Source organism: Armatimonadota bacterium, assembly GCA_018268395.1.
In the GTDB taxonomy this organism is placed as follows: domain Bacteria; phylum Armatimonadota; class Fimbriimonadia; order Fimbriimonadales; family Fimbriimonadaceae; genus JAEURO01.
In genome coordinates, this window is record JAFDWQ010000003.1 from 583,901 (window position 1) to 606,122 (window position 22,222).

24 protein-coding genes and 3 tRNA genes are annotated in these 22,222 nt (G+C 63.5%); 12 read left to right on the forward strand and 15 right to left on the reverse strand.

Annotation, left to right across the window (positions count from 1 at the left end):
• Nucleotides 1-23: 23 nt before the first annotated feature.
• A complete protein-coding gene (locus JST30_08165; GenBank protein MBS1714299.1) occupies nucleotides 24-494 on the forward strand; it encodes a hypothetical protein in 471 nt (156 codons plus the stop codon).
• Here JST30_08165 and JST30_08170 read toward each other — a convergent pair.
• The 6 genes from JST30_08170 to JST30_08195 are packed head-to-tail and all read right to left on the reverse strand — an operon-like array spanning nucleotide 491 to nucleotide 4,323.
• Nucleotides 491-1,150 carry a CoA transferase subunit B gene (locus JST30_08170; GenBank protein MBS1714300.1) on the reverse strand — a complete coding sequence of 220 codons (660 nt, stop codon included), beginning with the start codon at nucleotides 1,148-1,150 and terminating at the stop codon, nucleotides 491-493. The genes JST30_08165 and JST30_08170 overlap by 4 nt on opposite strands.
• A 24-nt stretch (nucleotides 1,151-1,174) precedes the next feature.
• On the reverse strand, nucleotides 1,175-1,873 hold the full coding sequence (locus tag JST30_08175; GenBank protein ID MBS1714301.1) for a CoA transferase subunit A: 699 nt from the start codon (nucleotides 1,871-1,873) through the stop codon (nucleotides 1,175-1,177).
• Between the two features lie 26 nt (nucleotides 1,874-1,899).
• On the reverse strand, nucleotides 1,900-2,232 hold the full coding sequence (locus tag JST30_08180) for a hypothetical protein (GenBank protein MBS1714302.1): 333 nt from the start codon (nucleotides 2,230-2,232) through the stop codon (nucleotides 1,900-1,902).
• A gap of 4 nt (nucleotides 2,233-2,236) precedes the next feature.
• Entirely contained in the window at nucleotides 2,237-3,151 is a 915-nt protein-coding gene (locus tag JST30_08185; GenBank protein ID MBS1714303.1) for a hypothetical protein, read from the reverse strand.
• Between the two features lie 39 nt (nucleotides 3,152-3,190).
• Nucleotides 3,191-3,772, reverse strand: coding sequence for a flotillin family protein (locus JST30_08190; GenBank protein ID MBS1714304.1), 582 nt, complete (start codon nucleotides 3,770-3,772; stop codon nucleotides 3,191-3,193).
• 2 nt (nucleotides 3,773-3,774) lie between these two features.
• Nucleotides 3,775-4,323, reverse strand: coding sequence for a hypothetical protein (locus tag JST30_08195; protein MBS1714305.1), 549 nt, complete (start codon nucleotides 4,321-4,323; stop codon nucleotides 3,775-3,777).
• 205 nt (nucleotides 4,324-4,528) lie between these two features.
• Here JST30_08195 and mtnA point away from each other — a divergent pair, with 205 nt between their 5' ends.
• The 3 genes from mtnA to JST30_08210 are packed head-to-tail and all read left to right on the forward strand — an operon-like array spanning nucleotide 4,529 to nucleotide 7,048.
• Entirely contained in the window at nucleotides 4,529-5,500 is a 972-nt protein-coding gene (mtnA, locus tag JST30_08200; protein ID MBS1714306.1) for an S-methyl-5-thioribose-1-phosphate isomerase, read from the forward strand.
• Between the two features lie 8 nt (nucleotides 5,501-5,508).
• Entirely contained in the window at nucleotides 5,509-5,697 is a 189-nt protein-coding gene (locus JST30_08205; GenBank protein MBS1714307.1) for a hypothetical protein, read from the forward strand.
• Between the two features lie 4 nt (nucleotides 5,698-5,701).
• Nucleotides 5,702-7,048 carry a thymidine phosphorylase gene (locus JST30_08210; protein MBS1714308.1) on the forward strand — a complete coding sequence of 449 codons (1,347 nt, stop codon included), beginning with the start codon at nucleotides 5,702-5,704 and terminating at the stop codon, nucleotides 7,046-7,048.
• 30 nt (nucleotides 7,049-7,078) lie between these two features.
• On the opposite strand, the gene maf is transcribed toward JST30_08210, so the two are convergent.
• Both maf and JST30_08220 read right to left on the reverse strand, forming a co-directional pair.
• Nucleotides 7,079-7,690 (reverse strand): septum formation protein Maf, encoded by a 612-nt coding sequence (maf, locus tag JST30_08215; GenBank protein MBS1714309.1) that lies wholly within the window; start codon nucleotides 7,688-7,690, stop codon nucleotides 7,079-7,081.
• Between the two features lie 13 nt (nucleotides 7,691-7,703).
• Nucleotides 7,704-7,791: transfer RNA gene (locus JST30_08220), tRNA-Ser, on the reverse strand.
• Nucleotides 7,792-7,849: 58 nt separating this feature from the next.
• Between JST30_08220 and JST30_08225 the strand changes: the two genes are divergently transcribed.
• Nucleotides 7,850-8,614 (forward strand): SDR family oxidoreductase, encoded by a 765-nt coding sequence (locus tag JST30_08225; GenBank protein ID MBS1714310.1) that lies wholly within the window; start codon nucleotides 7,850-7,852, stop codon nucleotides 8,612-8,614.
• Here the strand turns inward: JST30_08225 and JST30_08230 are convergent.
• Together JST30_08230 and JST30_08235 are read right to left on the reverse strand one after the other, a co-directional pair.
• Nucleotides 8,611-10,284 carry a protein kinase gene (locus tag JST30_08230; GenBank protein ID MBS1714311.1) on the reverse strand — a complete coding sequence of 558 codons (1,674 nt, stop codon included), beginning with the start codon at nucleotides 10,282-10,284 and terminating at the stop codon, nucleotides 8,611-8,613. The genes JST30_08225 and JST30_08230 overlap by 4 nt on opposite strands.
• Before the next feature lie 45 nt (nucleotides 10,285-10,329).
• Nucleotides 10,330-10,764, reverse strand: a complete 435-nt coding sequence (locus JST30_08235; protein ID MBS1714312.1) for a zinc-ribbon domain-containing protein — start codon at nucleotides 10,762-10,764, stop codon at nucleotides 10,330-10,332.
• Between the two features lie 167 nt (nucleotides 10,765-10,931).
• Here JST30_08235 and JST30_08240 point away from each other — a divergent pair, with 167 nt between their 5' ends.
• The 5 genes from JST30_08240 to JST30_08260 all read left to right on the forward strand — a co-directional run bounded on the left by JST30_08240 (nucleotide 10,932) and on the right by JST30_08260 (nucleotide 14,918).
• The gene (locus tag JST30_08240) at nucleotides 10,932-11,435 is read left to right on the forward strand and encodes a hypothetical protein (protein MBS1714313.1); all 504 of its coding nucleotides are present in this window, start codon (nucleotides 10,932-10,934) and stop codon (nucleotides 11,433-11,435) included.
• Nucleotides 11,436-11,461: 26 nt separating this feature from the next.
• Nucleotides 11,462-12,457, forward strand: a complete 996-nt coding sequence (locus JST30_08245) for a BMP family protein (protein ID MBS1714314.1) — start codon at nucleotides 11,462-11,464, stop codon at nucleotides 12,455-12,457.
• 3 nt (nucleotides 12,458-12,460) lie between these two features.
• A complete protein-coding gene (gene thpR, locus JST30_08250; GenBank protein ID MBS1714315.1) occupies nucleotides 12,461-13,039 on the forward strand; it encodes an RNA 2',3'-cyclic phosphodiesterase in 579 nt (192 codons plus the stop codon).
• A complete protein-coding gene (locus JST30_08255) occupies nucleotides 13,036-14,829 on the forward strand; it encodes a hypothetical protein (protein MBS1714316.1) in 1,794 nt (597 codons plus the stop codon). Before thpR ends, JST30_08255 begins: the two co-directional genes overlap by 4 nt.
• Before the next feature lie 13 nt (nucleotides 14,830-14,842).
• A tRNA-Val gene (locus JST30_08260) sits at nucleotides 14,843-14,918 on the forward strand.
• 7 nt (nucleotides 14,919-14,925) lie between these two features.
• Here JST30_08260 and JST30_08265 read toward each other — a convergent pair.
• The gene (locus JST30_08265; protein ID MBS1714317.1) at nucleotides 14,926-17,169 is read right to left on the reverse strand and encodes a fused MFS/spermidine synthase; all 2,244 of its coding nucleotides are present in this window, start codon (nucleotides 17,167-17,169) and stop codon (nucleotides 14,926-14,928) included.
• Nucleotides 17,170-17,307: 138 nt separating this feature from the next.
• Between JST30_08265 and JST30_08270 the strand changes: the two genes are divergently transcribed.
• A complete protein-coding gene (locus tag JST30_08270; protein MBS1714318.1) occupies nucleotides 17,308-18,741 on the forward strand; it encodes a peptidase S10 in 1,434 nt (477 codons plus the stop codon).
• 4 nt (nucleotides 18,742-18,745) lie between these two features.
• Here the strand turns inward: JST30_08270 and JST30_08275 are convergent, their stop codons facing one another.
• Nucleotides 18,746-20,197: a DUF2779 domain-containing protein gene (locus JST30_08275; protein MBS1714319.1), complete on the reverse strand. Its 1,452-nt coding sequence runs from the start codon at nucleotides 20,195-20,197 to the stop codon at nucleotides 18,746-18,748.
• Between the two features lie 45 nt (nucleotides 20,198-20,242).
• Here JST30_08275 and JST30_08280 point away from each other — a divergent pair, with 45 nt between their 5' ends.
• A complete protein-coding gene (locus JST30_08280) occupies nucleotides 20,243-20,842 on the forward strand; it encodes a hypothetical protein (GenBank protein ID MBS1714320.1) in 600 nt (199 codons plus the stop codon).
• On the opposite strand, the gene JST30_08285 is transcribed toward JST30_08280, so the two are convergent.
• From JST30_08285 to JST30_08295, 3 genes are all read right to left on the reverse strand, one after another.
• Entirely contained in the window at nucleotides 20,839-21,474 is a 636-nt protein-coding gene (locus JST30_08285) for a hypothetical protein (protein ID MBS1714321.1), read from the reverse strand. The genes JST30_08280 and JST30_08285 overlap by 4 nt on opposite strands.
• A gap of 114 nt (nucleotides 21,475-21,588) precedes the next feature.
• A tRNA-Arg gene (locus JST30_08290) sits at nucleotides 21,589-21,664 on the reverse strand.
• Nucleotides 21,665-21,698: 34 nt separating this feature from the next.
• On the reverse strand, nucleotides 21,699-22,202 hold the full coding sequence (locus tag JST30_08295; protein ID MBS1714322.1) for a bifunctional nuclease family protein: 504 nt from the start codon (nucleotides 22,200-22,202) through the stop codon (nucleotides 21,699-21,701).
• Between the last annotated feature and the right edge of the window lie 20 nt (nucleotides 22,203-22,222).

Here is a 22,222-nt window from a genome sequence, read left to right on the forward strand (position 1 = left end):
CTCGAAACCGTCTTATCCTTAGGATGACGAGAGTACGAACGACGGCCGCGGTCTTGAGCTTGGCGCTTGGGATCGGCGTTTATTCGGTCGTGGCCGCCGGCCAGGTCCAAAGCGAGGGAAAACTGACCTCTGACACGCTCAAGAAGTCCCTGTCCGACCTCGGCTACGAGACGAAGGACTTGAACGAGAAGAAGGTCGAGATCAAGATCACGAAAAACGGCTTCGACGTGCCGATCGCAGCCGAGATCAGCCCGAGCACCAACTACATTTGGCTGACCGTGTTCCTCGGAACGGACGTCACCGACGCCAAGGCCGGAAAGCTCATCCGGCGGAACTTCAAAGTGCAGCCGTCGCAGTTCTACGTGACGGAGAAGGGAAGCCTGATGATGGCCATCCCGGTCGAGAACCGATCGATGTCGAACGCCGTTTTACGGCGCGCTTTGGACAAGCTGTCCGACGACGTCGTTTCGACCAACGAGGACTGGAAGGACTAACCGACGACGGACGCCAATCCGGGCGCGACCTTAAGGCCGGCCGCAGTCTTGGCCATGACCTCGTCGACCGTCACGTCCGGTGCAAGCTCGATGAGGGTGAGTCCGACTCCCCGCTCGACTTCGATCACGCCCAGGTCGGTGATGATCAGATCGAGACACTCTTTGCCCGTGAGAGGCAGCGAGCACTCCTTGAGGATCTTCGATTCGCCGGCCTTGTTCGTGTGCTCCATGACGACGACGACCCGCTTGACGCCGGCGACAAGGTCCATCGCCCCGCCCATCCCCTTGACCATCTTCCCAGGGATCATCCAGTTCGCCAAATCGCCCCTTTCGGACACCTCCATGGCCCCTAAGATGGACAGATCGATGTGGCCGCCACGGATCATTCCAAAACTGTCCGCGCTCGAAAAGTAGCAGGTTCCCGGTATTTCCGTGATCGTCTGCTTGCCTGCGTTGATCAGATCCGGATCGGCTTCGTCCGGAAACGGGAACGGCCCCATTCCGAGCATCCCGTTCTCGCTCTGGAGCACGACTTCGACCCCAGGCGGGATGAAGTTCGCGACCAGCGTCGGGATGCCGATCCCGAGGTTGACGTAATATCCGTCGCGCAGTTCCTTCGCCGCGCGGCGGGCTAAGTCGTCTCGTGTCCAAGCCATGTTCGTGTCTCCTGTGCCCTGCCCTTAGCGCTCCCGCGTGGTCAAGCGTTCGATCCTCTTCTCGAACGACGGTCCTTGGACGATCCTGTCGACGAAGATGCTCGGCGTGTGGATCTCGTCGCCCTCAAGACCTCCGACCTCCACCAGACCTTCGACTTCGGCGACGCAGACTTTGCCCGCCGAAGCCATCATCGGGTTGAAGTTCCGGGCAGTCTTGCGATAGACCAGGTTGCCCCATTTGTCTCCCTTCCACGCCTTAACGATGCTCAGATCGGCGCGAAGTCCGGATTCCATGACGTACCACTCGCCCTCGAATTGGCGGGTCTCCTTGCCCTCTGCGACCAAGGTTCCGTACCCCGTCTTGGTGAAAAACGCCGGAATCCCGGCTCCGCCCGCCCGGATGCGTTCCGCCAACGTCCCTTGAGGGTTGAACTCCAGTTCGAGCTCGCCGCTCAAGTATTGCCGTTCGAACTCGGCGTTTTCGCCGACGTAGCTGCTGATCATCTTCTTGATCTGTCGGGTCTGGAGCAGAAGGCCCATACCGAAATCGTCGACGCCGCAGTTGTTACTGATGACGGTGATGTCCTTCACCCCGGAGTCCCGGACCGCAAGGATGAGGTTCTCTGGGATCCCGCAGAGGCCGAACCCTCCCGACATGATCGTCATGCCGTCGAAGAGTAGGCCGTCCAATGCGTCCGCAGCGCTGCGCCGCACCTTGTCCATGAGGGGCAGGTTACCCAGAGGTCTGGTCAGACCGCGAGGCGTCCAAGGACGTCTGCCGGACGGTGGGTCAGTTCGCTGTTCGTGACGACGAGGTCCGCCCCACAATCCCGTCCGACGTCGAGCAGGGGGACTTCCTTGTGTCCGGCGTGGGCGACGACCTTGACCCCTGAAGTGCGGAGCCGACCGATCCACTCTTCTGGCGGGAACGCGCGGGATCCCAGGTTGACGATGGCCACGTCGCAAGAAGGGGCCACGTCCAACGGACGGGGGACGACCTGGACGGTGTGACCGAGCGCCTCCAGAGACTTCCGGAGGCGCTCGCTCCATAGCAGGTTGTCCTCAAGGAGGAGGACCGTCATGGTGTCAGGTTACCGGCTGTGTCTTCTTCGCCTGAGTCTTGCCGCCTTCGGCGACTTTCGCGACCAACTCGGGAAGGTTGATTCCGGACATCGTCTCGACGACGCCGGGGATCTGGGCCAAGACTTCGGTCACTCCACGAGTGATCTTCTCAACGCCCACCGAGCCGTCGCCGCCCGAGTTCACGAGCGTGATCTTATCGACCCGGCCGAGAGGCGAAGCGACGGCTGCGGCGATTTCGGGGAGCCGGTCCATCAACATCTGCGTGACGGCCGCGTCGTTGTACTCCTGGTACGCCTTCGCCTTCTGTTGCATGCCCTCGGCCTCGGCCAGGTACTTCGCTTTGAGCCCCTCGGCCTCAGCCAGCGTCCGTAAGCGGATCGCTTCGGCCTCGGCCTCGCCCTTGGCCCGGATGACGTCGGCTTCGGCGAGCCCCTGGGCTTTGGCCGCCGCGGCGTCCGCTTCGGCAAGGAGGCGGCGACGATCGGTCTCGGCCTTGGCCAGGATCATCGTCCGCTCCTGCTCGGCCTGCGCAGGCTTGAGGACCGAGTGTACGAGTTCGCGTTCACGTCGCTCGATTTCGGCGTTTTCCACCTCGATCTGTTTCTTCTTTTCGACAATGGAGACGCCGAGCGTTTCTTCGGACAGGACCTGTTGCCGCTTCGCCCTCTGAAGGTCGTACGCCATGTCCGAATCAGCCTTGGCCGACTCGACTTCGGCTTCGAACTCCCTTAACCGAAGGTCTTTGTCCTTCTGGGCTTCGGCGACGGCGACGTCTGCGCTGAGCCGCGCGAGCTGCGCCTCTTCCATGGCTTTGCTGCTCGTGACGGTCGCTTCACGGTCGGCGAGGGCCTTGCCCATCGTCGAGTCGCGGTTGGCCGCTGCCTCGCCGATGATCGCGCTCTTCCGGACCTCGGCCATCTGCGGCCGGCCGATCGCGGTCAGATAGCCCTGGGGGTCTTAGATCTGCCGGATCGTGAAAGAAATGACCTGGATGCCCATGTTCGCCAAGTCTTCGCTCGTCAGGCGCTGGACCGTTTGCGCGAAGGTCTCGGGCGAACTGTGGATCTCCTCGAACGGCAACGTGCTGATCACCGAACGCAAGTGGCCCGACATCATTTGAAGGGCGATCTCGTTCATCTCCGTCCGAGACTTGCTCAGGAACATCTCGGCGGCGGTGATGAGCGACGTCGGATCGTCGCTTCGGACCTTGATCTGGGCGATGCCGTCGACGATGATCGGGACGCCGAACTTCGTGTAGAACTCGGGCGTACAGATCTCGAGCGTCATCAGTTCGAGGCTCAAGCGGTCGACGCGCTCACGGACGGGCCATACGAAGGTTCCGCCGCCGTGGAAGATCCGGAAGTTCTTCGTGGCGGTGTGACCGTCGTGCCCCGTATACGTCGTTGGGCGGCCGCTCACGATCAAGACTTCGTTCGGACCGACCTTCTCATATCGTCCGGCGACGAAGCCCGCGACAAGGAGGACCGTCGACAGGGCGACGAGTGGCCAAAGATACGGCAAGATTTGGGATACGTTCACAGTTACAGTTCCTCGACAATCGCGACACCGGACTGGACGTCAATGACGATCACTCGGAGACCGGTGTCCACCGGCCCGTCGTCCGGGGTCTTCGCCGGGACGACCCGGCGTTGGCCCTCGGCGAGATACGTCACCCGACCGACCCCGTCCTGAGGGATCGAAAGGCACACCGTACCGACCGATCCGATCAGAGTCCGCCCCCTCAAAGGCTCGCCCGCGTCGGTCATCAGCCGCTTGAACACCGCGGTAGCGGCCAGCGAACTGACGAGCGTCGCGAGACTGGCGACGACGACGGCCGTCCTTGAACCGGCACCAAAACGGCTCGCGGTCATACCGGCGAGTCCGAAGGCCGTCAAGGTCAGCGTCAATGTCGGGCCGAGCCAAGGCTTGGCACTTCGGAACCCGTCGGCAAGGCGCATCCTTAGCCGGGGCGGTCGGATCGCCCTCAGGGGCGCCGACGTTCCGAGAGCCATTAGGGCACCGATGACGATGGCACCGATGAAGAAGGCTTCGACGATCGGTCGGTCGGACAGGTGGTCTGGGAGACCCATGTGGCGCTCCTTCCCGCCCGACATGCTTGCCAGCTCGTGCGCCTCGGTCTCCGTCGATCAGGTGATCAGCCCAAAGTGAATGGGGCGCGGGAAGTGTTTGTCGGTTCCAATTTATCGCGGTTTTCGTCCCAAACCACCGGGCTGGGCCGAAATTCTCAAGGCCTTGCGGTCGCCCTGGCTTCCCGAGTCCCGGTACCCTTTCGACATGATCCGACCGCAAGAGTGGACCGGCGACCGGCTCAGGATGCTCGACCAGCGGACTCTTCCGAACCGTGAGGAATGGCTCGAACTCACGACGTGGCAGGGCGTCCGCGACGCCATACGGGACATGGCCGTCCGAGGCGCACCCGCGATCGGAGTGTCGGCCGCGTACGGCATGGCCTTGGCCGCGCTGGACTCGCCAGGACCGGAAGAGCTTGCCGCTGCTCGTGACGGCCTTGCCGCCAGCCGTCCGACGGCCGTCAACCTCGCCTGGGCCCTGGACCGGATCATGTCTCTCGAAGCGCTCGACTTCGAACACGTCCTGGCCGAAGCACAGGCCATCGAACGCGAAGACCTCGAGATGAACAAAGCGATCGGCCGGCTCGGCTCGGCCCTCGTCCCTGAAAACGCCCGGGTATTGACGATCTGCAACACCGGAGCCCTGGCGACGGCCGGACACGGCACGGCGCTTGGAATCGTCCGCACGGCCCATGCCGAAGGCAAGATCGCGCAAGTCTGGTCGTGCGAGACGCGTCCGCGCCAGCAGGGTTTGAGACTCACGGCCTGGGAACTCCTTCACGACGGGATCCCGTTCCAAAGCATCGTGGACTCGGCCGCCGCGTCCCTCATGGCGGCGGGCAAGGTCGATCTCGTGGTCGCAGGCGCGGACCGGATCGCGTCGAACGGAGACGCGGCGAACAAGATCGGAACGTACATGCTCGCCGTGTGCGCCCGCCACCACGACGTCCCTTTCGTCATCGCGGCCCCCAGCTCGACTTTGGACCCCGCCTTACCCGACGGGTCCGGCATCCCGATCGAGGAGCGGAGCGGGTCGGAAATCACGGAGTGCGAAGGCGGGAGGATTGCACCAAACGGTTGCCCCGTGTTCAACCCGGGTTTCGACGTGACTCCCGGTCCGTTGATTTCGGCCATTGTCACCGAAACGGGCGTCCATCGCGGTCCTTACAGGTTCTGAATCGGCCCATGCCAAGGACGAGGCGCAGCAAAGGATCCGTCGCCGGAAGCGACGACAGTTCGGCCGCCGAACTGGGCTGTTGCCTCGCGGAGATCCTGTTTTCCGGAATTTCCTGCTTTTCGGTGTCGCTCCTCTTTGTGGCCGTCGGATCGGCGGTCCTGTCGTTCCTGAGCCTGGCGGTCTTCCGGACACAATAGAGGCGTGACCATCCTTGACGCGATCTCGGCCAAGCGCGACGGTCGTCGCAACACGCGCGAGGAACTCACAGCGGTCGCAAACGGCGCCGCTGACGGGACCGTCCCTGACTACCAGCTCAGCGCCTGGCTGATGGCCGCCTTCTTGAACGGTCTCGACCCGAAGGAAACGGCGGAGTTGACCATGGCCATGGCCCATAGCGGCGGGCGGCTTGACCTGTCCGGCGTGCCGAAACCGTGGGTGGACAAGCACAGCACGGGCGGAGTCGGGGACAAGACGACCTTGGTCGTGCTCCCGATCCTGGCGGCGTGCGGACTGACGATGGTGAAGATGAGCGGCCGAGGGCTCGGCATCACGGGCGGCACGATCGACAAGCTCGAGAGCGTGCCAGGCTTTCGCACCGACCTCACGCCGGAGGAGATGGTCGCTCAGGCGAAACGGATCGGGATCGCACTGAGCGGCCAGACCCCTCGACTCGCTCCGGCCGACAGGGCCCTTTACGCCTTGCGCGATGTGACGGGCACGGTGGCGAGCGTCCCCTTGATCACGGCCAGCATCCTCAGTAAGAAGATCGCGGGAGGAGCGGAAACGGTCGTGCTCGACGTCAAGTGCGGATCAGGCGCCTTCATGAAGGCGCTGCCCGAGGCGGAGGCGTTGGCCCGCTCGCTGGTGGACGTGGGGACGGCGGCAGGGCTGAAGGTCAGCGCGGTGATCACCGACATGGACCAGCCGCTGGGGACGGCGGTCGGCAACGCTAACGAAGTGGTCGAGGCGCTCTTGACATTGTCGCCGTCCCGGTCGATCCATCTTGCCGAGCCCAACATGACGGACGGACTCTCGCGCTTTGCGCACCTTTGTGTCGAGCTCGCAGGCCACGCTCTCGAAGCTGTCGGCGCCGGTGACCGCACGACAGCGCGAAAGGCGGTCCTCTCGGGCCGGGCACAGGCGAAAGCCGTCGAATGGTTCGTCGCGCAGGGGGCCGCACCTCAGGACGTGGACCTCGAAACCCTCCTCGGCCGCGAAGAGGGGTGGCACCGGCCGAAAGCCGGGGCTACGGTCGTCCACGAAGGAGAGTGGGGATTCCTGCACCGGATCGACGCCCGATCGGTCGGTGAGGCCGTGATCGAACTGGGCGGCGGTCGGAAGGAGAAGGGTCAGACGATCGACCCTTTGGCAGGCGTGACAGTGGTGCAAGCCGTCGGTCACCGGGTGAACAAAGGGCAACCCGTCTTCATGGTGCAAGGGTCGGACCCGGAGCGGTGCCAACGCGTCGCCGACGGCCTGCGAGGCGCGTTCACGGTCTCGCGCGAACCCGAGGACGGCGTGGACCCGGTCCTCAAAGTCGTGACGTGAAGGGACAGGCGTGTTCCGGGCGGCGGTAGGTCACTGCACTCCGGCGAGCGCCTCTTCCAACCGTTCCAGGGGCAGGCCGACGACGTTCGTGACGCTCCCTTCCGTCTTGTCGATGAAGGCCTTGGCCGCCCCTTGCCAACCGTATCCGCCCGCCTTGTCGAACGGCTCTCCGGTAGCAACGTAGGCCTCGATTTCGGTAGGTTTAAGGTGGCGGAAAGTAACCTTTGTCGAATCGGTGAAGGCGCTCATGCCGCCCGGCCAGACGAGGCAGACGCCCGTAACGACCGTGTGCGTGCGGCCCGAAAGACGGCCGAGCATCGCCTGGGCCTCGGCGTCGTCTCCCGGCTTGGCCAATTGGGCCCACTCGCCGCATTCTTCGACGGCCACCACCGTGTCGCCGGCCACCACAAGGGCCATGGGGAACCGCTCACGGACGGCCAGCGCCTTTTCACGGGCGAGTCGCTGCGCCGTCACCCAGGGATCGCGGTCGGTCAATCCGTCTTCGTCGAGATGGGCGGGCTCGACTGAGAACTCCTCGACCAGGCGCGAGAGCAACTCGTGTCGACGGGGTGACGCCGAAGCCAGGATCACAGGGAACGGGAACGAGAAGGTCTTGTACTGGCGGTGCCGGTCGATGTCCATGCTGAGGATGGCCTGGCGGAGGAGGTGGGATTCGAACCCACGAGGAGTTGCCCCCTAGCGGTTTTCAAGACCGCCGCATTCGACCACTCTGCCACCCCTCCGGTCCGCCTATTCTATCTTCCAGACGCCGCCGGGCCCGGTTCCTGTAGACTCCGGGCCATGGACTTCGGGCTTCAAGGAAAGGTGGCGATGGTCGCTGCCGCTACGAAGGGCATCGGCCTGGCCTGCGCCCGGGCCTTGGCCGACGAAGGGTGCCGCGTCTCGGTCTGCGCAAGACAGGCGCCGGAAGCGCCGATTCCCGACGGATGGTCGTTCACGGCCTGCGACGTCGGCCGCGACGAGGACATCTCCAGGTGGTTCGATGAGACGGAGGCCGTGTTCGGACCGCCCGACATCGTCGTCACCAATACGGGAGGACCCCCGGCCGGGACGTGGCCCGAACTTTCAGACGCGCAGTGGGCGTCGGGGGTCGAGACGACCCTCATGAACGTCGTCCGGTGCGTCCGGCATGCCGCGCCGAAGATGAAGGAAAAGGGATGGGGGCGGATCGTCCATATCACGAGCCTTGTCGCTAAGGACCCTGAACCGCTCCTGGCCGTCTCGTCGACCGTCCGGTCAGGATTGTGCTCGCTGACCAGGCTCCAGGCCATAGAGCTGGCGCCTTACGGCGTCACCGTGAACGCGGTTTTGCCAGGTCACACGTTGACGGACCGTCAGCGACATCTGGCGGGACTTCGGGCGGAGCAGTGGGGCACGAGCCTCGAGGAAGTGCTCGAACGCCAAGGAAGGACCGTGCCCGTCGGACGGCTCGGCAGGCCGGAAGAAATCGCGGCCGCGGTGGCGTTCCTTTGCTCGTCCCAGGCGTCGTTCGTGACGGGCGTGAACCTTTTGGTCGATGGCGGCGGGGCGAAGGGGGCCGGCTAACGGCCCAATCGCGCCATCGCTTCATTGACCCGGTCGCTTTGTTGCTGCGTGTGCGCGTAGCCGCCTGCCGAAACCAGCATTTGAGCGGCAAGGTTCGGATCGCCCTTCTGCTCGGCCGACTGCGCGGCACTGACGAACGACTCGAACGCTTCGTCGAAGACCTTGTCCTTGTCGCCTTCGAGGGCCAGGTCGGACCACATCGTGGACGCTTGGGCGATCAACCGTTGACGGACGTCCGGATTGGGCTCGTTGACGGCCAATTCGACCGTAGCACGGGCTGATTCCACCGTCGCCGAAGTCCTAGAACCTCCGTTCGCCGTGTCGAGAGGGACCTGAGACCCGGGTCTGTCCCGGTCTCCCACCGTCTCGGCCGCCCCCGGTGCGGCGGACCGTGGTTTGAACGTCGCTTTCGGCGCCAGGATTTTCGGGCCCTGGATGACCGCGGCGACGACGAGGGCGGAAATCGTCCCCAGCAGGAGGAAGACCTTCAACAACCGGCCGAAAAAGACCCGCGTTTCGGGGCTGAACATCGGAGGCCGGACGGCCGGAGGATAGTAGACCGGGACCTGGGCCATCGGCATCTGCTGTCCATAAGGTTGACCCATACCGCCCATCTGTGGCGGATAGGACGGCGCACCATAAGGTTGACCGTATTGCGACGGCAGGTACGGCTGCTGCACGGTGCCAGGCATCGGTGTCCCGTACGGCGTCAGGCCGGGCCCATAAGGACTCGCTTGTGGCTGGTAGACGGGGATCTGGACCGGCGGGGGGCCGGGATTGACGGGGCCGAGCGTCGGATAAGCGGGCGGCAAGGCGGCCGCCGGTACATAGGGGTCGACGACGACTTGGCCGGACGCCATTTGGGCGAGGACGCTCTTGAGGGCGTCCGCCATCTCCCGGGCGCTGCTCCATCGGAGCTGCGGGCTCTTTTCGATGGCCTGGCGAACGACGTTCCACAAACCTGGCCCGCATTGCCCTGGTTGAGGCGGGTCGACGTTCATGATCGCGTGCGTGATCGCGACGACGTTGTCGCCGGAAAACGGCTTCTGCCCTGCGACCATTTCGTACAGGATCACACCGACGCTGAAGAGGTCGCTGCGGGCGTCGATGTCTCGGCCGTTGATCTGTTCCGGCGACATGTAACTCGGTGTCCCGAACACTTGTCCGTCCATCGTCAGGTTCGGCTCGAACGTCAGCCTCGCGATTCCGAAGTCGGTGATCTTGACCTCTCCGTTCTCGAGGAGCTGGATGTTGTCCGGCTTCACGTCCCGGTGGATGACGCCCTTGGAGTGGGCGAATTCCAGCCCCTTAAGGACCTCGACCGCATAACCGACGGCCTTAGCCGGCTCGATGAAACCCTTCGTGTCGAGCAGGTTCCTCAAGTTCTGCCCGTCCAGGTACTCCATCGCGATGTACCTGCGGCCGGCCTCTTCGCCGACTTCGTAGATCGTGACGATGTTCGGATGGACGAGCGAACCTGCGGCGCGGGCTTCCCTCAGGAACCTCTGGATCCGGTCGTCCCGCTGCTGTTGGGTCGCGCCGCCCGGCATGGCCAGTTCCTTGACCGCGACGCGACGGTTCATCACCGGGTCGTACGCCTCGTAAACGATGTCGTTCGAGCGCGCGATCTCCCGGATGATCTGGTACTTGCCGAGGGTCGTCTGGCTCATGCGCCTTTGTATCTGACGAAAGTCGACGCCTGAAGGTTGGCCGTCTTAGGGATCATCGGTCGATTCGCTCCTTCTCTCCTGGGCGGGGTGGCGCGGCCCCATAGCCCCGGCACAACCGCGAAAGGTGCTCGCGACGAACCCGATGAGAATGATGAAGAGGTAGATCGTCCACGGGCCGCTCTGGAACAACCGCCGGACTCCGACCTTGAGCGAATGGAACACGGCTCCCGGTCGGACCGTGACCTGCTGATGGGCACACTCCGGACACCTCGGCCCCGCCGGACCCAAGACCACGCACCGGGTGCACACGGGGCGCCCGCACCGGCCGCACGTCAACTGCGTCGGAGTCTTAGGGTGACGGTAGCAGGTCAACTCGCCCGATTCCCCTTGAAGGACGGCTTCGTCGACCAGGGCCTTGCCGCACCGGAGGCAAAAGTTGGCCCCGTCCGGGTTTTCAATGCCGCACTTCGGGCAGTTCATGCTCGCTGTGGATTATGCTCAGATACGGCCGATCGGCCCGAATCCAGGGTCTTGTCAGGTTTTCGACTCCAAATCCTGACCGGATGACCGAGAATTGAGACGTTCGGCGCATGCGCGACATCAGATGGGTTGGAGTGTTCCTGGTCCTAGGAACGGGCTGTCGGCCGGTGAAACCACCGGCGAAACCGCCCGTCGCCGCTGTCCGGGACCCGAATGCGGTCGTCGTCCGGTTGCACAACAGGACGAAGGCGGAGCTCGTGGTCAAGTGTTTCGTCCGTGACCGGTACATCGGCCTTCCCTTATCGAACGTGCTCCGGTTGCCGACCGTCGTCCAAGAGAGCTACTTCAAGGCCCGGTCCGACGTCGAGGTCCCCCTATTCGCCGTCGTCCCGCTCCAGCAAGAGACGATCGGGGCGTACAGCATCGAGATCAACACCGATGAGACCGAGATGCGGCTCGGCGTCATCGACGTCTCCGTCAAGGAGATGGACGAGGCCCGTTTGAGCAAGAAGTTCATCCTTGTCTTCCGGGACAACGGGATCGACGCCTTTATCGGGAAGAAAGCACGCTTCGTCCACTGGATCCGGCCCGTTCCGACCAAGAAGGTCGCACGGCCGGAATATTCGCCCGAATCGATGGGGTCGGAAGGCGAAGACCAGGTCCGTCCTTAAGTGGACGGTCCAGTCAGAATGGCCCCATGAAGGCCTTTACCGTCCTTTGTGCGGCCCTCTTCGCGCTCGTTCTTGGCTGTGGGACGCCCCAGACGTCTGGCGGCCCGGCGACCGCCGGCAATGACGAGGGTTTCAAAGTCGCACTTCTGACACCGGGGCCCGTCAGCGACGCGGGTTGGAGCGCCATGGCCTACAGGGGTCTCCAAGCCATCGAGAAAGAGTGCGGCGCCACCGTCAACAACCAGCAGGCGACCGACGCCCAGATCAAGGACTCGATGCGCTCGTACGCCCAAAAGGGTTATAAGCTCGTCATCGGACACGGCTTCGAGTACAACGCGATCGGCAACGAAGTGGCGAAAGACTTCCCCGGCACGGTCTTCGTCTCAAGTTCAGGTGGCGAGACTTCGCCGAACGCCGGTGCCTTCCGCTTCCAGCTCGAAGAGGGTTTTTATCTCGCCGGGATGACAGCCGGGCTGATGTCGAAAACGGGAAAGGTCGCGATGATCGGCGGGCCGGACGTGCCGTCGATCCGGTCGACGTTCAAAGCGTTCAAAGCCGGAGCCGAGGCCGCTAAGCCGGGCATCACGGTCCTGGAAGCGTTCACGGGCAAGAACGACGACGTCACCGCCGCGAACCAAGCGACCATGGCCGCCCTCGGCCAAGGTGCCGACTTCGTCATCCACCAAGCCAATGCCGCTGCCCAAGGCGTCTTCGAGGCCTGTAAGTCAAAGGGAGTGTGGGCGTTCGGGTCCAACGCGGATCAGAACGACAATCCCTCGGGAATCGTCCTGGCTTCGGCCGTGATCGTGGCCGAACCCGCGTTCGTCGGCCTGGCCAAGCGCGTCAAGGACGGGACCTATAAGGGCGAGATCGAATCGATCGGTATGGACAAAGGCGCGATCGACTACGTGTGGAACCCGAAACTGAAGGACAAGGTGCCCGCCGACGTGGCAGCGAAGGTGGAAGCCGCCAGGTCCGACATCAAGTCGGGCAAGCTCAAAGTCCCGATGGACACGTTTTGAGCGATGTCGGACGGCCCTCCAGAACTCAGGTTGTTCGTCGGCGTCCCAGTTCCTGACCGACCGGTTTTCGACACGGCACGTCGGGCCGTCGACGAAGAACGCCCTGGAGCCTACCGTTGGACCTCTCCGGACAGTCTGCACGTCACCCTTGTGTTCCTTGGGTCGACGTCACCGAGACTCGTTCCGACTCTGTTGAGTCGTTTGGGTCAGATCGACCAGCGGCCGTTCCACGCTTGTGCCAGGTCCCTTCGCGTCTTTCAACAAGGTCCAGGAAGGGGAGTCCTGGCCTTTACCGTCAAAGAATCAGAGAACTGGGAAGCTTGGTCGACCCTCGAGCGCGCCGTACGGGAGGCCCTTGGAGACGCAGTCAGACCGGACAAACGCGCCTTCCGCCCGCACGTTTCGATCGGTCGTTCGCGAAGAGGGCACGCTCCGCACCCTGTACCGAAGATCGAAACGACCCGTGACGAAGCCTCGTCATCAGGTTTCATCGTCGATCGCATCGACCTTGTCCAAAGCCACCTTCGACCTGAAGGCTCCCTGTACGAGACGTTGCTGTCCGTTCCGCTGAAGCGGTCATGAAACGGGCCGTCGTCATCGCGCTCGCGCTTGTGGCAGGATGCTCGGCCCCCAGACCGCCTGACCCCGCAGGTCCGACGACGGGCTACGGTGACGATCCTTTGGTCTTGGTCCTGACGTCGCCGGCCGATCCCCGTCCCCTCGTCCTCTCGAGCGGCCGGGCCTCGGTGTGGATCGGGCGTGACGGAAGCGGCTCGGGGCAAAAAGCGTTCGTTTGGGAGCGCGACGGAAGCCCGCTTCTCGAAACCACCAGTCCGATCGAGCTCAAAGTCCTCTTCGACGGCGTCGTCCAATCACCGTCGGAGCGCGACTATCGTCAGTCCCTCGACTTGCGGACGGGCGCGGTCCGGACGGAGTGGAAGTCGGAAGCGGTTTCCGTCGTCGTCGATTGTGCTGTCGGGCTAGACCGTGACCGCGTCGTCTGCGACGCCACCGTCACGGCGGTCAGGGAAGGTGACTTGAGGGTCGTTTGGGGGCAGGTCGCAACTCCGTTGACACTCTTAGGCCCTCAGGCTCCGCGAGTCGAGGCCCGGGTGGTCCCCGGCAGCGTCGTGAACGCGAGACACATCGTCGGATGCGGACCTTCTGCGCTCTCACAATCCCATGCCTCGATCGAAATCGAGGGTCCGGTCGAAGACCGGCAGGCCGTCAATTCAATGGTCCATTTCGTCTGCGGAGGCGCCGGTGACGGGCTCGGGCCGTTCGGTACGACGCATACGCGCTACGACGGGCGTGTGTTCTGGGACCAGGACGCCTGGGTGTTCCCGGTCGTCGCACTGTTGGCCCCACAACGTGCCAGGGCCATCGTCGCGTTCAGGACAGGTGAGCGGTTCGAAGCTGCCCGAGCCGCCGCCGCAGCCGAATTCCCTTCGGTGACAGGTGCCGCCCGGTTCCCGTGGGAATCCGACTCTGGCGGACGCGAAGCCGCCCGGCCCGATAACCGCGACGAGATCCACGTCTCCGGTGCCGTCGCCAGGATGTCTCACCTTGCCGCTGAATTGGGACTGCTCGATGACGGGACGGCCAAGAACATCGTCGGAGCCGTCGCACGGTATTTCCTCGCGCGCGCCAGTCCGGCGGCGGGAGGCAAACTCGGCCTGATGGGCGTCCGGTCGCCCGATGAATATCAGATCGCCGACAACGACCTCTACACGAACGCGTTGGCCGAGTGGTGCCTTCGGACGGCCCGCCCCGGGGAATCGTGGGTCGGAAGGTTCCGCCGCCCAAGGGACACGCAGACGTTTCTGACCTACGACGACGACCCTCTGATGGGCTACCAACAGGCCGCTGCGCTGTTGGCCCTTTGGCCGTTACAAGACCCGGTCTGCGAAACGGAAGCACGGCCGATGCTGGCGAGGTTCGTCGGGAAAGCGACACCGAACGGTCCGTCGATGACGTCTTCGGTCGAATCTCTCCTTTTGGCCCGGTTCGGCGACCCTGACCGCGCCTATGACGAGTGGAGGGCGGGCGTCCGTCGCGCCACGTCGCGGCCGTTCATGATGTTCTCCGAATCGCCCAAGAAGGCCGAAGCCTACTTTGTGACCGGTGCGGCGGGATTTCTCGATTCCGTGCTTTACGGCTTCCTGGGACTCCGGTTCGACCCGTCAGAACCGCAAGGAGTACGCTGGAAGTCAAAGCTGCGCCACGGCTGGGTGTCGTGCACGCCCCGCCTCCCGTCGGCATGGTCAAAGATCACCGTGCGGGGAATGACGCTCAATGGCCGGCGCTACGACGTCGTCGCGAGCCGGTCCAGTGTGACCGTTACGCCCGTCCCCGGCCCGCCGCCGAAGTAGAATCCACAGGTCCGGGCGGTTAGCTCAGTTGGTAGAGCGCCTCGTTTACACCGAGGATGTCGCGGGTTCGAATCCTGCACCGCCCACCAAGTCCGTTCAGTCCGAACCGACGAACCAAGGCGAGCCGTTCAGGACGTCCAAGATGCTCGAGCGTCCGTCGGTCCAGAGCGCCCGGGACGTCGCCGGCGACTTGATCCATTGAGGGTCTGAGTCGAGCGGCGCCACGTCGGACGCCTTCCGTGAGAGCAGCACCCAATGGGAGCCGGACTTCCCGGGCCACAACAACAGGTTCATCACATTGTCGTCACGACGCCGCACGTCGAGGCCCAACTTGGTCCCGATCGAAGACAGCACCGGACCGAGGTCCATGTAGCGGTTGCTGATGTGGAACGCGATGAACCCGCCCGGTGCCAGGCGGTCCAGATACGTCTCGACCGCCTCCAAGGTCATAAGATGGACCGGCACCGCGTCAGAACTGTAGGCGTCCAAAAGCAGAGCGTCGAACAGCTTGTTCGACCGTTTCAGGCTGATCCTCGCGTCTCCGAGGACGATCTTGACCTGTCCCTTGGCGTTGGGCAGGTAGCTGAAGAACCGACGGTCGCTGGCGACTTTGACGACCTCGGGATCGATCTCGTAGACCGTCCACTCCTGTCCTTGACGCGAGTACGCCAACAAGGTGCCGACGCCCAGGCCGACGACGCCGACCCGAGCGTCCTTCGGCAACGGTCGCTTGACGAGAAAGTCGCCGACAGGCCCCGTCTCGTGATAGTAGGACGTCGGCAGGTCGCGAACGGCCGGAAACTTGGGCTGGCGGCCATGGATCGTCGTGCCGTGGAGCAAGATGTTCTCGTCCGACCATTCGCGCACGTAGACGGTCCCGAAGAATCCCCGCGCTTGGTACGCCCGCCCGTCCGCATAGGGTCCGAAGAACAAGGGCACGGTCGCCACCACGAACGTCCCGATGGCCAAGGCGACGGGCCTGAAAGCGGTAAGGATGCTCAGGGCCGCAGGGAAGAGCATCGCCTTCCAGGTCTGTTGCTCGTTCCAGTAGTCGTACTGCTTGAGCCAGACCAAGCACAGGAACGAGGCGCCAACCGTCAAGGCCAGAGCCGCCCAGGAGAGGTTCGCCAGCTTCCAGTTCGACGCGGGCACGAGGAGCGCGCACAACGCCAAGGCGAGCGGATACTCCAGGACTTGCTTAAAGAGCAAGGGGGCGAGGATCCCGCAGAAGATCCCGCCCAGCACGCCGCCGAACGACACCCACAGGAAGAACTCGGTCAGCCTCCCGGGCTGAGGACGGTCGTCCGCCAGCTCAGAATGGCAGAACAGGCAACAGACGAAGAAACACAGGATCCCGCCACCGATCCCCAAGAGGCGGCTTTCTTTGAACTGGCCGACCGTGACGATCAAAGGCAGCACGACCGCGAACGGTACTAACGGCCGGATCCACCGGGTCGGGATGCGGCCACGGTCCGCGAACGCCATGACAAAGGTCAAGAGGTACAGCGAAAGAGGGAGCACCCACAGAAGGGGGACGGCCGCCACTTCGGTCGAAATGTACGTCGTGACGCCCATCGAGAGGCTCGACGGCACGAACGCCAGAGCGATCCACCTCCACTTTCGCTTCGCCTCCGGCTTGGGTCCAAGGTCGTCACCCTTCTGAACGGTGGAAACCGAGGGTGAGCGGCCGACGGCCCAAGCGCACAGGACGAGCAAGAGGACGAGAAGCCCGTAACCGGCCGACCAGACCGTGCTCTGGACCTGCAGGTCCAACTGTCGTTCGAAAACCACCGGGTACAGGAGCAGGGCGGCCAGACTGCCAACGTTGCCAGCGGCGTAAAGGAAGTACGGGTTCTGCGCCTGCTTGTGACCGGTCCGGCTGAACCATCGTTGCACCAGCGGGCTTGTCGTCGAGACGAAGAAGAACGGCAGTCCGACGCCGATCGCGAGCAGTCCGAGCAGCCATGGCACCGGGTTCGCATCGGTCGGGGGGTCGCCGATGCCCGGCAACCGGATCGGAAGCGCCAGAAACGCCAGAAGCGCGAGCCCGACGTGGATCCAGATCCGCGGTGGCCTGGCGAGCGCCTTCGACGCCCAGTGCGCGTACGCGTAGCCGCCGAGAAGCGTCGCCTGATAGAAGACGAGCGCCGTGTTCCAGACAGACGGCGCTCCGCCGAGCAACGGAAGGGCCATGCGGCCGAACATCGGCTGGATCAAGAAGAGAAGGAACGCGCTGACGAAGACGGCTGACGTGAACAGCGGTTTGAGCCAGATCGACGATGCGGGAGCTTCCGGTGATCCGCCTGGATCGGTCTGCGCTGCGTCGTCGATGGTCTGCACCTTTGGGGATTCTAGACGGGCCCGACGCGCGATCCGGCGCAATTTGTCATGGACTAAGGACCGTTCCGACCCTAAGGCATGTTCCGCGGAAACGCTCAAGGTCGAGACGCCAGGGGCCCGACTCAGTAAAATCTCCGCATGGAAGAGAAGGCCAAGGCGGCCGAAGAGGCGAAGAAGCCCGTCGAACTGACCGAGGAACCGGTCGTCGTCACGCACCACCAACGGCCGGGCTTGAAATATACGGTCACGACAGGCCGCATGCCGCTCAAGGACGAAAAGGGAGAGATCGTCGCCCAGGTCTTCTTCATGGCCTATACGCTCGACGACGCTCCCGCGGGCCGGCCCCTGATGTTCTCTTTCAACGGTGGTCCGGGTTCGCCCTCCGTTTGGCTGCACTTAGGCGCATTGGGACCCAAGCGCGTCAAGATGCTCGACGACGGAGCGCTCCCTCCGCCCCCTTACGAGCTTGTCGACAACGAGGCGAACTGGCTCGAATTCGCCGACCTCGTTTTCATCGATCCGATCGGAACCGGCTTCAGCAGGGCCAAAACGCCCGAAGACGCTGAAAAGTATTGGGGTCTCAAAGGGGACGTCGAAAGCGTCGCCGACTTCATCCGCTTGTACTTGACCCGGAACGGTCGCTGGACGTCGCCGCTCTACATGGTCGGTGAGAGTTACGGGACGACCCGCGCTGCCGGGTTGGCCGGTCATTTGATCGACATGGGCGTCGCTTTCAATGGCATCGTCCTTGTGTCCTCGATCCTCAATTTCCAGACAGCCCGGTTCGGGCGCGGCAACGACCTGCCTTACCCCTTGTTCCTTCCGACCTACACCGCGACCGCCTGGTTCCACAACAAGCTGTCCGGTGACCTGAGGCACAGTCTGACCGCCACGCTCCGACAAGTGGAGGCTTTCGCGAACGGACAGTACGCCAAAGCCTTACTTGCGGGAGACTCGCTCGACCGGGAGGCCCGGTCGCAAACGATCGACGAGCTTGTCAGGTTCACCGGCTTGTCGCACGGCTTCGTCGACCAGTGCGACCTCCGGATCAACATCCACGCGTTCTGTAAGGAGCTCTTACGCGGCGAACGGCGGACCGTCGGCAGGCTCGACAGCCGTATGAAGGGTATCGACGACTGGACGAAAGGCCACGCCGAAAAGCCGGACCACGATCCGAGCATGTCGATGCTCATGCCGCCGTACACGTCGACCTTCAACCAATACGTCCGCCAAGAGCTCGGTTACGAGACCGACCTGCCCTACGAAGTCTTCAAGGGGATCAAGAAGCCGTGGGACTGGGGAAGCGCCGGCGAGGGTCATCCCGACACCAGCGAAGCGCTCCGCTCCGCCTTGGCCAAGAACCCCCACATGCAGATCTTCGTCGCGAGCGGTTACTACGACCTGGCTACGCCTTACTTCGCCACCGAGTACACCCTTGCCCACATGGGGCTCGATCCCGAGATCCGGTGCAACGTCTCGACCAAGTACTACGAGGCTGGGCACATGATGTACATCAACCTGCCGTGCCTGTCGCAACTGAGGGACGACGTTCGCAGTTTTGTGAACGACTGAAACGTTACGGCGCGAGTTCGGTCAGCCGCTTATAGAGGCGGACCATAGCGAGGGTGTCGAGCGCGCAGTACTCGAGGAGCGCGCGCCGCGTCTCCTGACGGGCCGCACTGCTCAAGCCGTCCGACGTGAGTTCCAAGTACTTGATCGCGGCCGTCTCCCCGCTCTTGATCGCCAACCCTTGGTACGATAGCCCCGGCACGACGGCAGGCAGGACCGCTTTGATCGAGAACGAGCCGCGGAACGTTTCGAAGTACACGTGCTCTCGGACGACGGTCAAAAGGTCGAACCCTTTCTGCGTGAACCGCTCGACCAACTCGCGCGCTAAAGGAACGCCTGCAACGGCCAAAGCCTTCAATGTCGAAAGCTCATAGGGCGAGTAGAACACGACCTTCTGGGCGTCTTCGGTGGCCTCGAACAACGTTCGAGCGAACTCCTCGCGGGGATCGCCCTTCCCATCGTGCAGGTACGACCGCTCGACGGCTTCGGAGTCCGGCGAAACGAGGACGTGGTCGGACCATTGGAACGGAAAACTCTCGTACGGTCCGAGTCCGGTGTGCAACGGCACCGCAGGGGCTGCGGTCTCGAAGTCGACGAAGTGGGCGGGGAACCGGACCGCCGCCAACGCCTCGCGTAGCCCCGCTGAAAGGAAAGGAGCCCCGTTCGAGACGACCTGCCTGGCCCGGTGTTGCGCGGGAGTCAACTTCGCGTCGGCAGGAATCTGTCGGATCGTCTCGATCCCCTCGTCCCGAAACCTGACGACGGCGGTCCTCCGGATTCCAGGAAGGAAGACGAGGTCGTCGTCGGGCCGCCCTTCGTGACACGGCGCATAGAACGGGCACGGAGGGTTTTCGCAGTGAGTGTTCGTCCTTTCATCGGGCGGAACCGTCGACTGCAAGACACGGCGCAAGGCGGCAGCTTGGTCGCGGACGGCCCCCAGTTCGTCACGGACAGGACCGGTCACGTCCGTCAAGGTGAACAACGATCCTGGGTCGCCCCGTCCCTTCTCACGGTCCAGATGCATCACGAACGTCTTCGAAACCGTGAGGCCCGCACTCTCGACCACCATGACCTGGAAGGCGAGGTCCGTGATGTGCTCGTCCTTCACTTTACTGCTCGCCTTGACTTCGATCACGTCCCAGCCGGCGTGCGTCCGCCGGAGGACGTCGCAGCGTACGAAGCAACCATCGCTGACGAACGCGGCTTCAAAAAGGACGTCGGCCCCGGATTCAAGGGCCTTCCGCGTCTCATCGACGGCTAATCCAGGGTCTGGTCCTACGAGGACGCCTCCAGGGAAGGCTTCCCGAGCGGTTTCGCCGAGTCTTCGGCCTTGCTCCATCCGGTAGCGGTCCGCCTCTGTCGGCGGCTCGGCCGCCCCTGGACTTCGGACGGTCAAGTAGAGCCGTTTGACGCAGTGAAGGCCGGTCAGGAACAGGCTCTTGGTGAGTTCTTCGCCCATAACGGTTCGTGACCGGGCCAGGAACGTCCAAGAATAAGAAGAGCCATGGCGCGCGCGATCTTGAAGACGTTTTTACCCCTGACCCTGGCGTTGTCCGCAGCCGCCGCATCGGCCCAGGTCGAGCAAGAGAAGTGGCAACGGTACGCCAGTCAGACCCTCAAGGTCTCGTTCGAGGCTCTGGGCGAACCTGTCGAGGAGGTCGTCGAGTGGACCGGAAAGATGGCGGCTCTGACCGAAAAGTCGGTCGGTATCGCCTTCAACGTCGGCGACGCCGAACTGTCCCTTACCCGTTTGAAGGCCAAACCCGGAACGGTCTTGAACCCGAAGGACACGCTTGCCGCCCGATTGGCCGTGCCCAAAGAAAGAGCTCCAGACTTTAAGGTCGAGCAGGAAAAGGAGATCCTGGAGTCCGATTTCCCGTACGTCTACGCCTGGGTCAAGTACACGGGGCCGGAAGGGGAAGCCGTCTCTCGAAGGCTGATGGTCGTCGGCCAGGGGACGGACCAATGGCTGCTCGAAGCGTCAGGTCTCGGGCCGCAAGAAGCCAGGGACGCCGCCGCACGGTTCTTCGCCTCGCTGCGAATGGACTTGGAAGGAAAACTCAAGCCTGGCGAACCCAAGCGTGGCGACGGGATCGGCCTTTAGGCCGCTCGCCCGTTGCCCATGAACTTGTCATAGGCCATGCGCCGGACGATGTTGTTCCAGGCGTGCTCGGTCGAAGTCTGGTCGGCGGGCGCCTTGAGGACGAGACCGAGCGTACCGTCGCCGTCCCACGCGACGGTCGCAGCCTCTGAAAACAGGATGCCCCGGTGCCGGCCCTTGACGATCACTTCCTTTTCGTCTCCGACCGTTTGCCACGAGTCGATCGGTTTGACTTTCATCCCGCTGAAGCTGACGTTGACCACGTCGGCGAAGAAGCTGCCCTTTTTCGTGTTGACGGAGAGCTGGAACGAGTCGTCGCCGGTGGTCATGATCCGGTAATGACGTCTCGCCGGTCCGATGACAAGGTCTTCGGGGTACGCCAAGGCGAACCTGCAGTCATCGAGCCGGGCCAGGCAGACGGTCGTCAGCGACACGTTCGATCCGTCCAGACCGTAGCTAAGGGCCCACGAGGTCATCGGAGGCAAAGGAAGGTTGTTGACCTCGTCGGAACGGACGGCGAAGAACCGGTCCGTCATGCTCTGGACCTGGACGCGGGCGCCCAATACCAGTTCCGGCGCCTCCGCCGAAATGTCGTACTGCCCGTTCAAGAAGTCCTTGACCAGGCCTGCCACCATGTCCCCGCCAGGCAGGATCAGTCTCCCATTTCTCACCAAATGCATGGCTGAACCTACAAGACTTATCGGTGCCCCAAGGAAGGATGAACCCGGCAACGGTACCGGAATGGGGAGTGGCGCGCTCGAGAGGACTCGAACCTCCGACCCTCAGCTCCGCAAGCTGATGCTCTATCCACTGAGCTACGAGCGCGAGTCGAGGGATTGTACCCGGAGGGCCGGGCGGCTCACGTCTGGGCCTGGTCGAGGATCCCGTCCGCGACGAAGATCGGAGCGTCCAGCCGGACGGCCAGGGCGATCGCGTCCGAAGGCCGGCTGTCGATCTCGGCCTCCTCTTCGCCCTGTCGGATATAGATCTTGGCGTAGTAGGTCGAACCCCACAGGTCGTCGATGACGATCCTGTCCAGTGTCGCGTCAAGCTTTACCAACAGGCTCTTGAACAGGTCGTGGGTCATCGGCCTGTCCGGATGCTGGCCCTCAAGGGCGTAGGCGATCGAGGCCGCCTCGAACGGCCCGATCATGATCGGTAGCTTCCGGTCGGAATCGGTGAGCAGGACGAAGTGCTGTTCGGTGTCTCCAGCGACCGTCCGGAAGACCGCCTCGACCTGAACGGAGACAGGTTCGCCGTAATCGCCCGGATGGTGCCCTTCGACGATCGACTCTTCGTCATAAGGGAAGAACGACGGCGGGTTTTCGAATTCACCTTGATCGTCGGGCTGCTCGTCCGGCATCTGGTTTCAAGATACCAGGC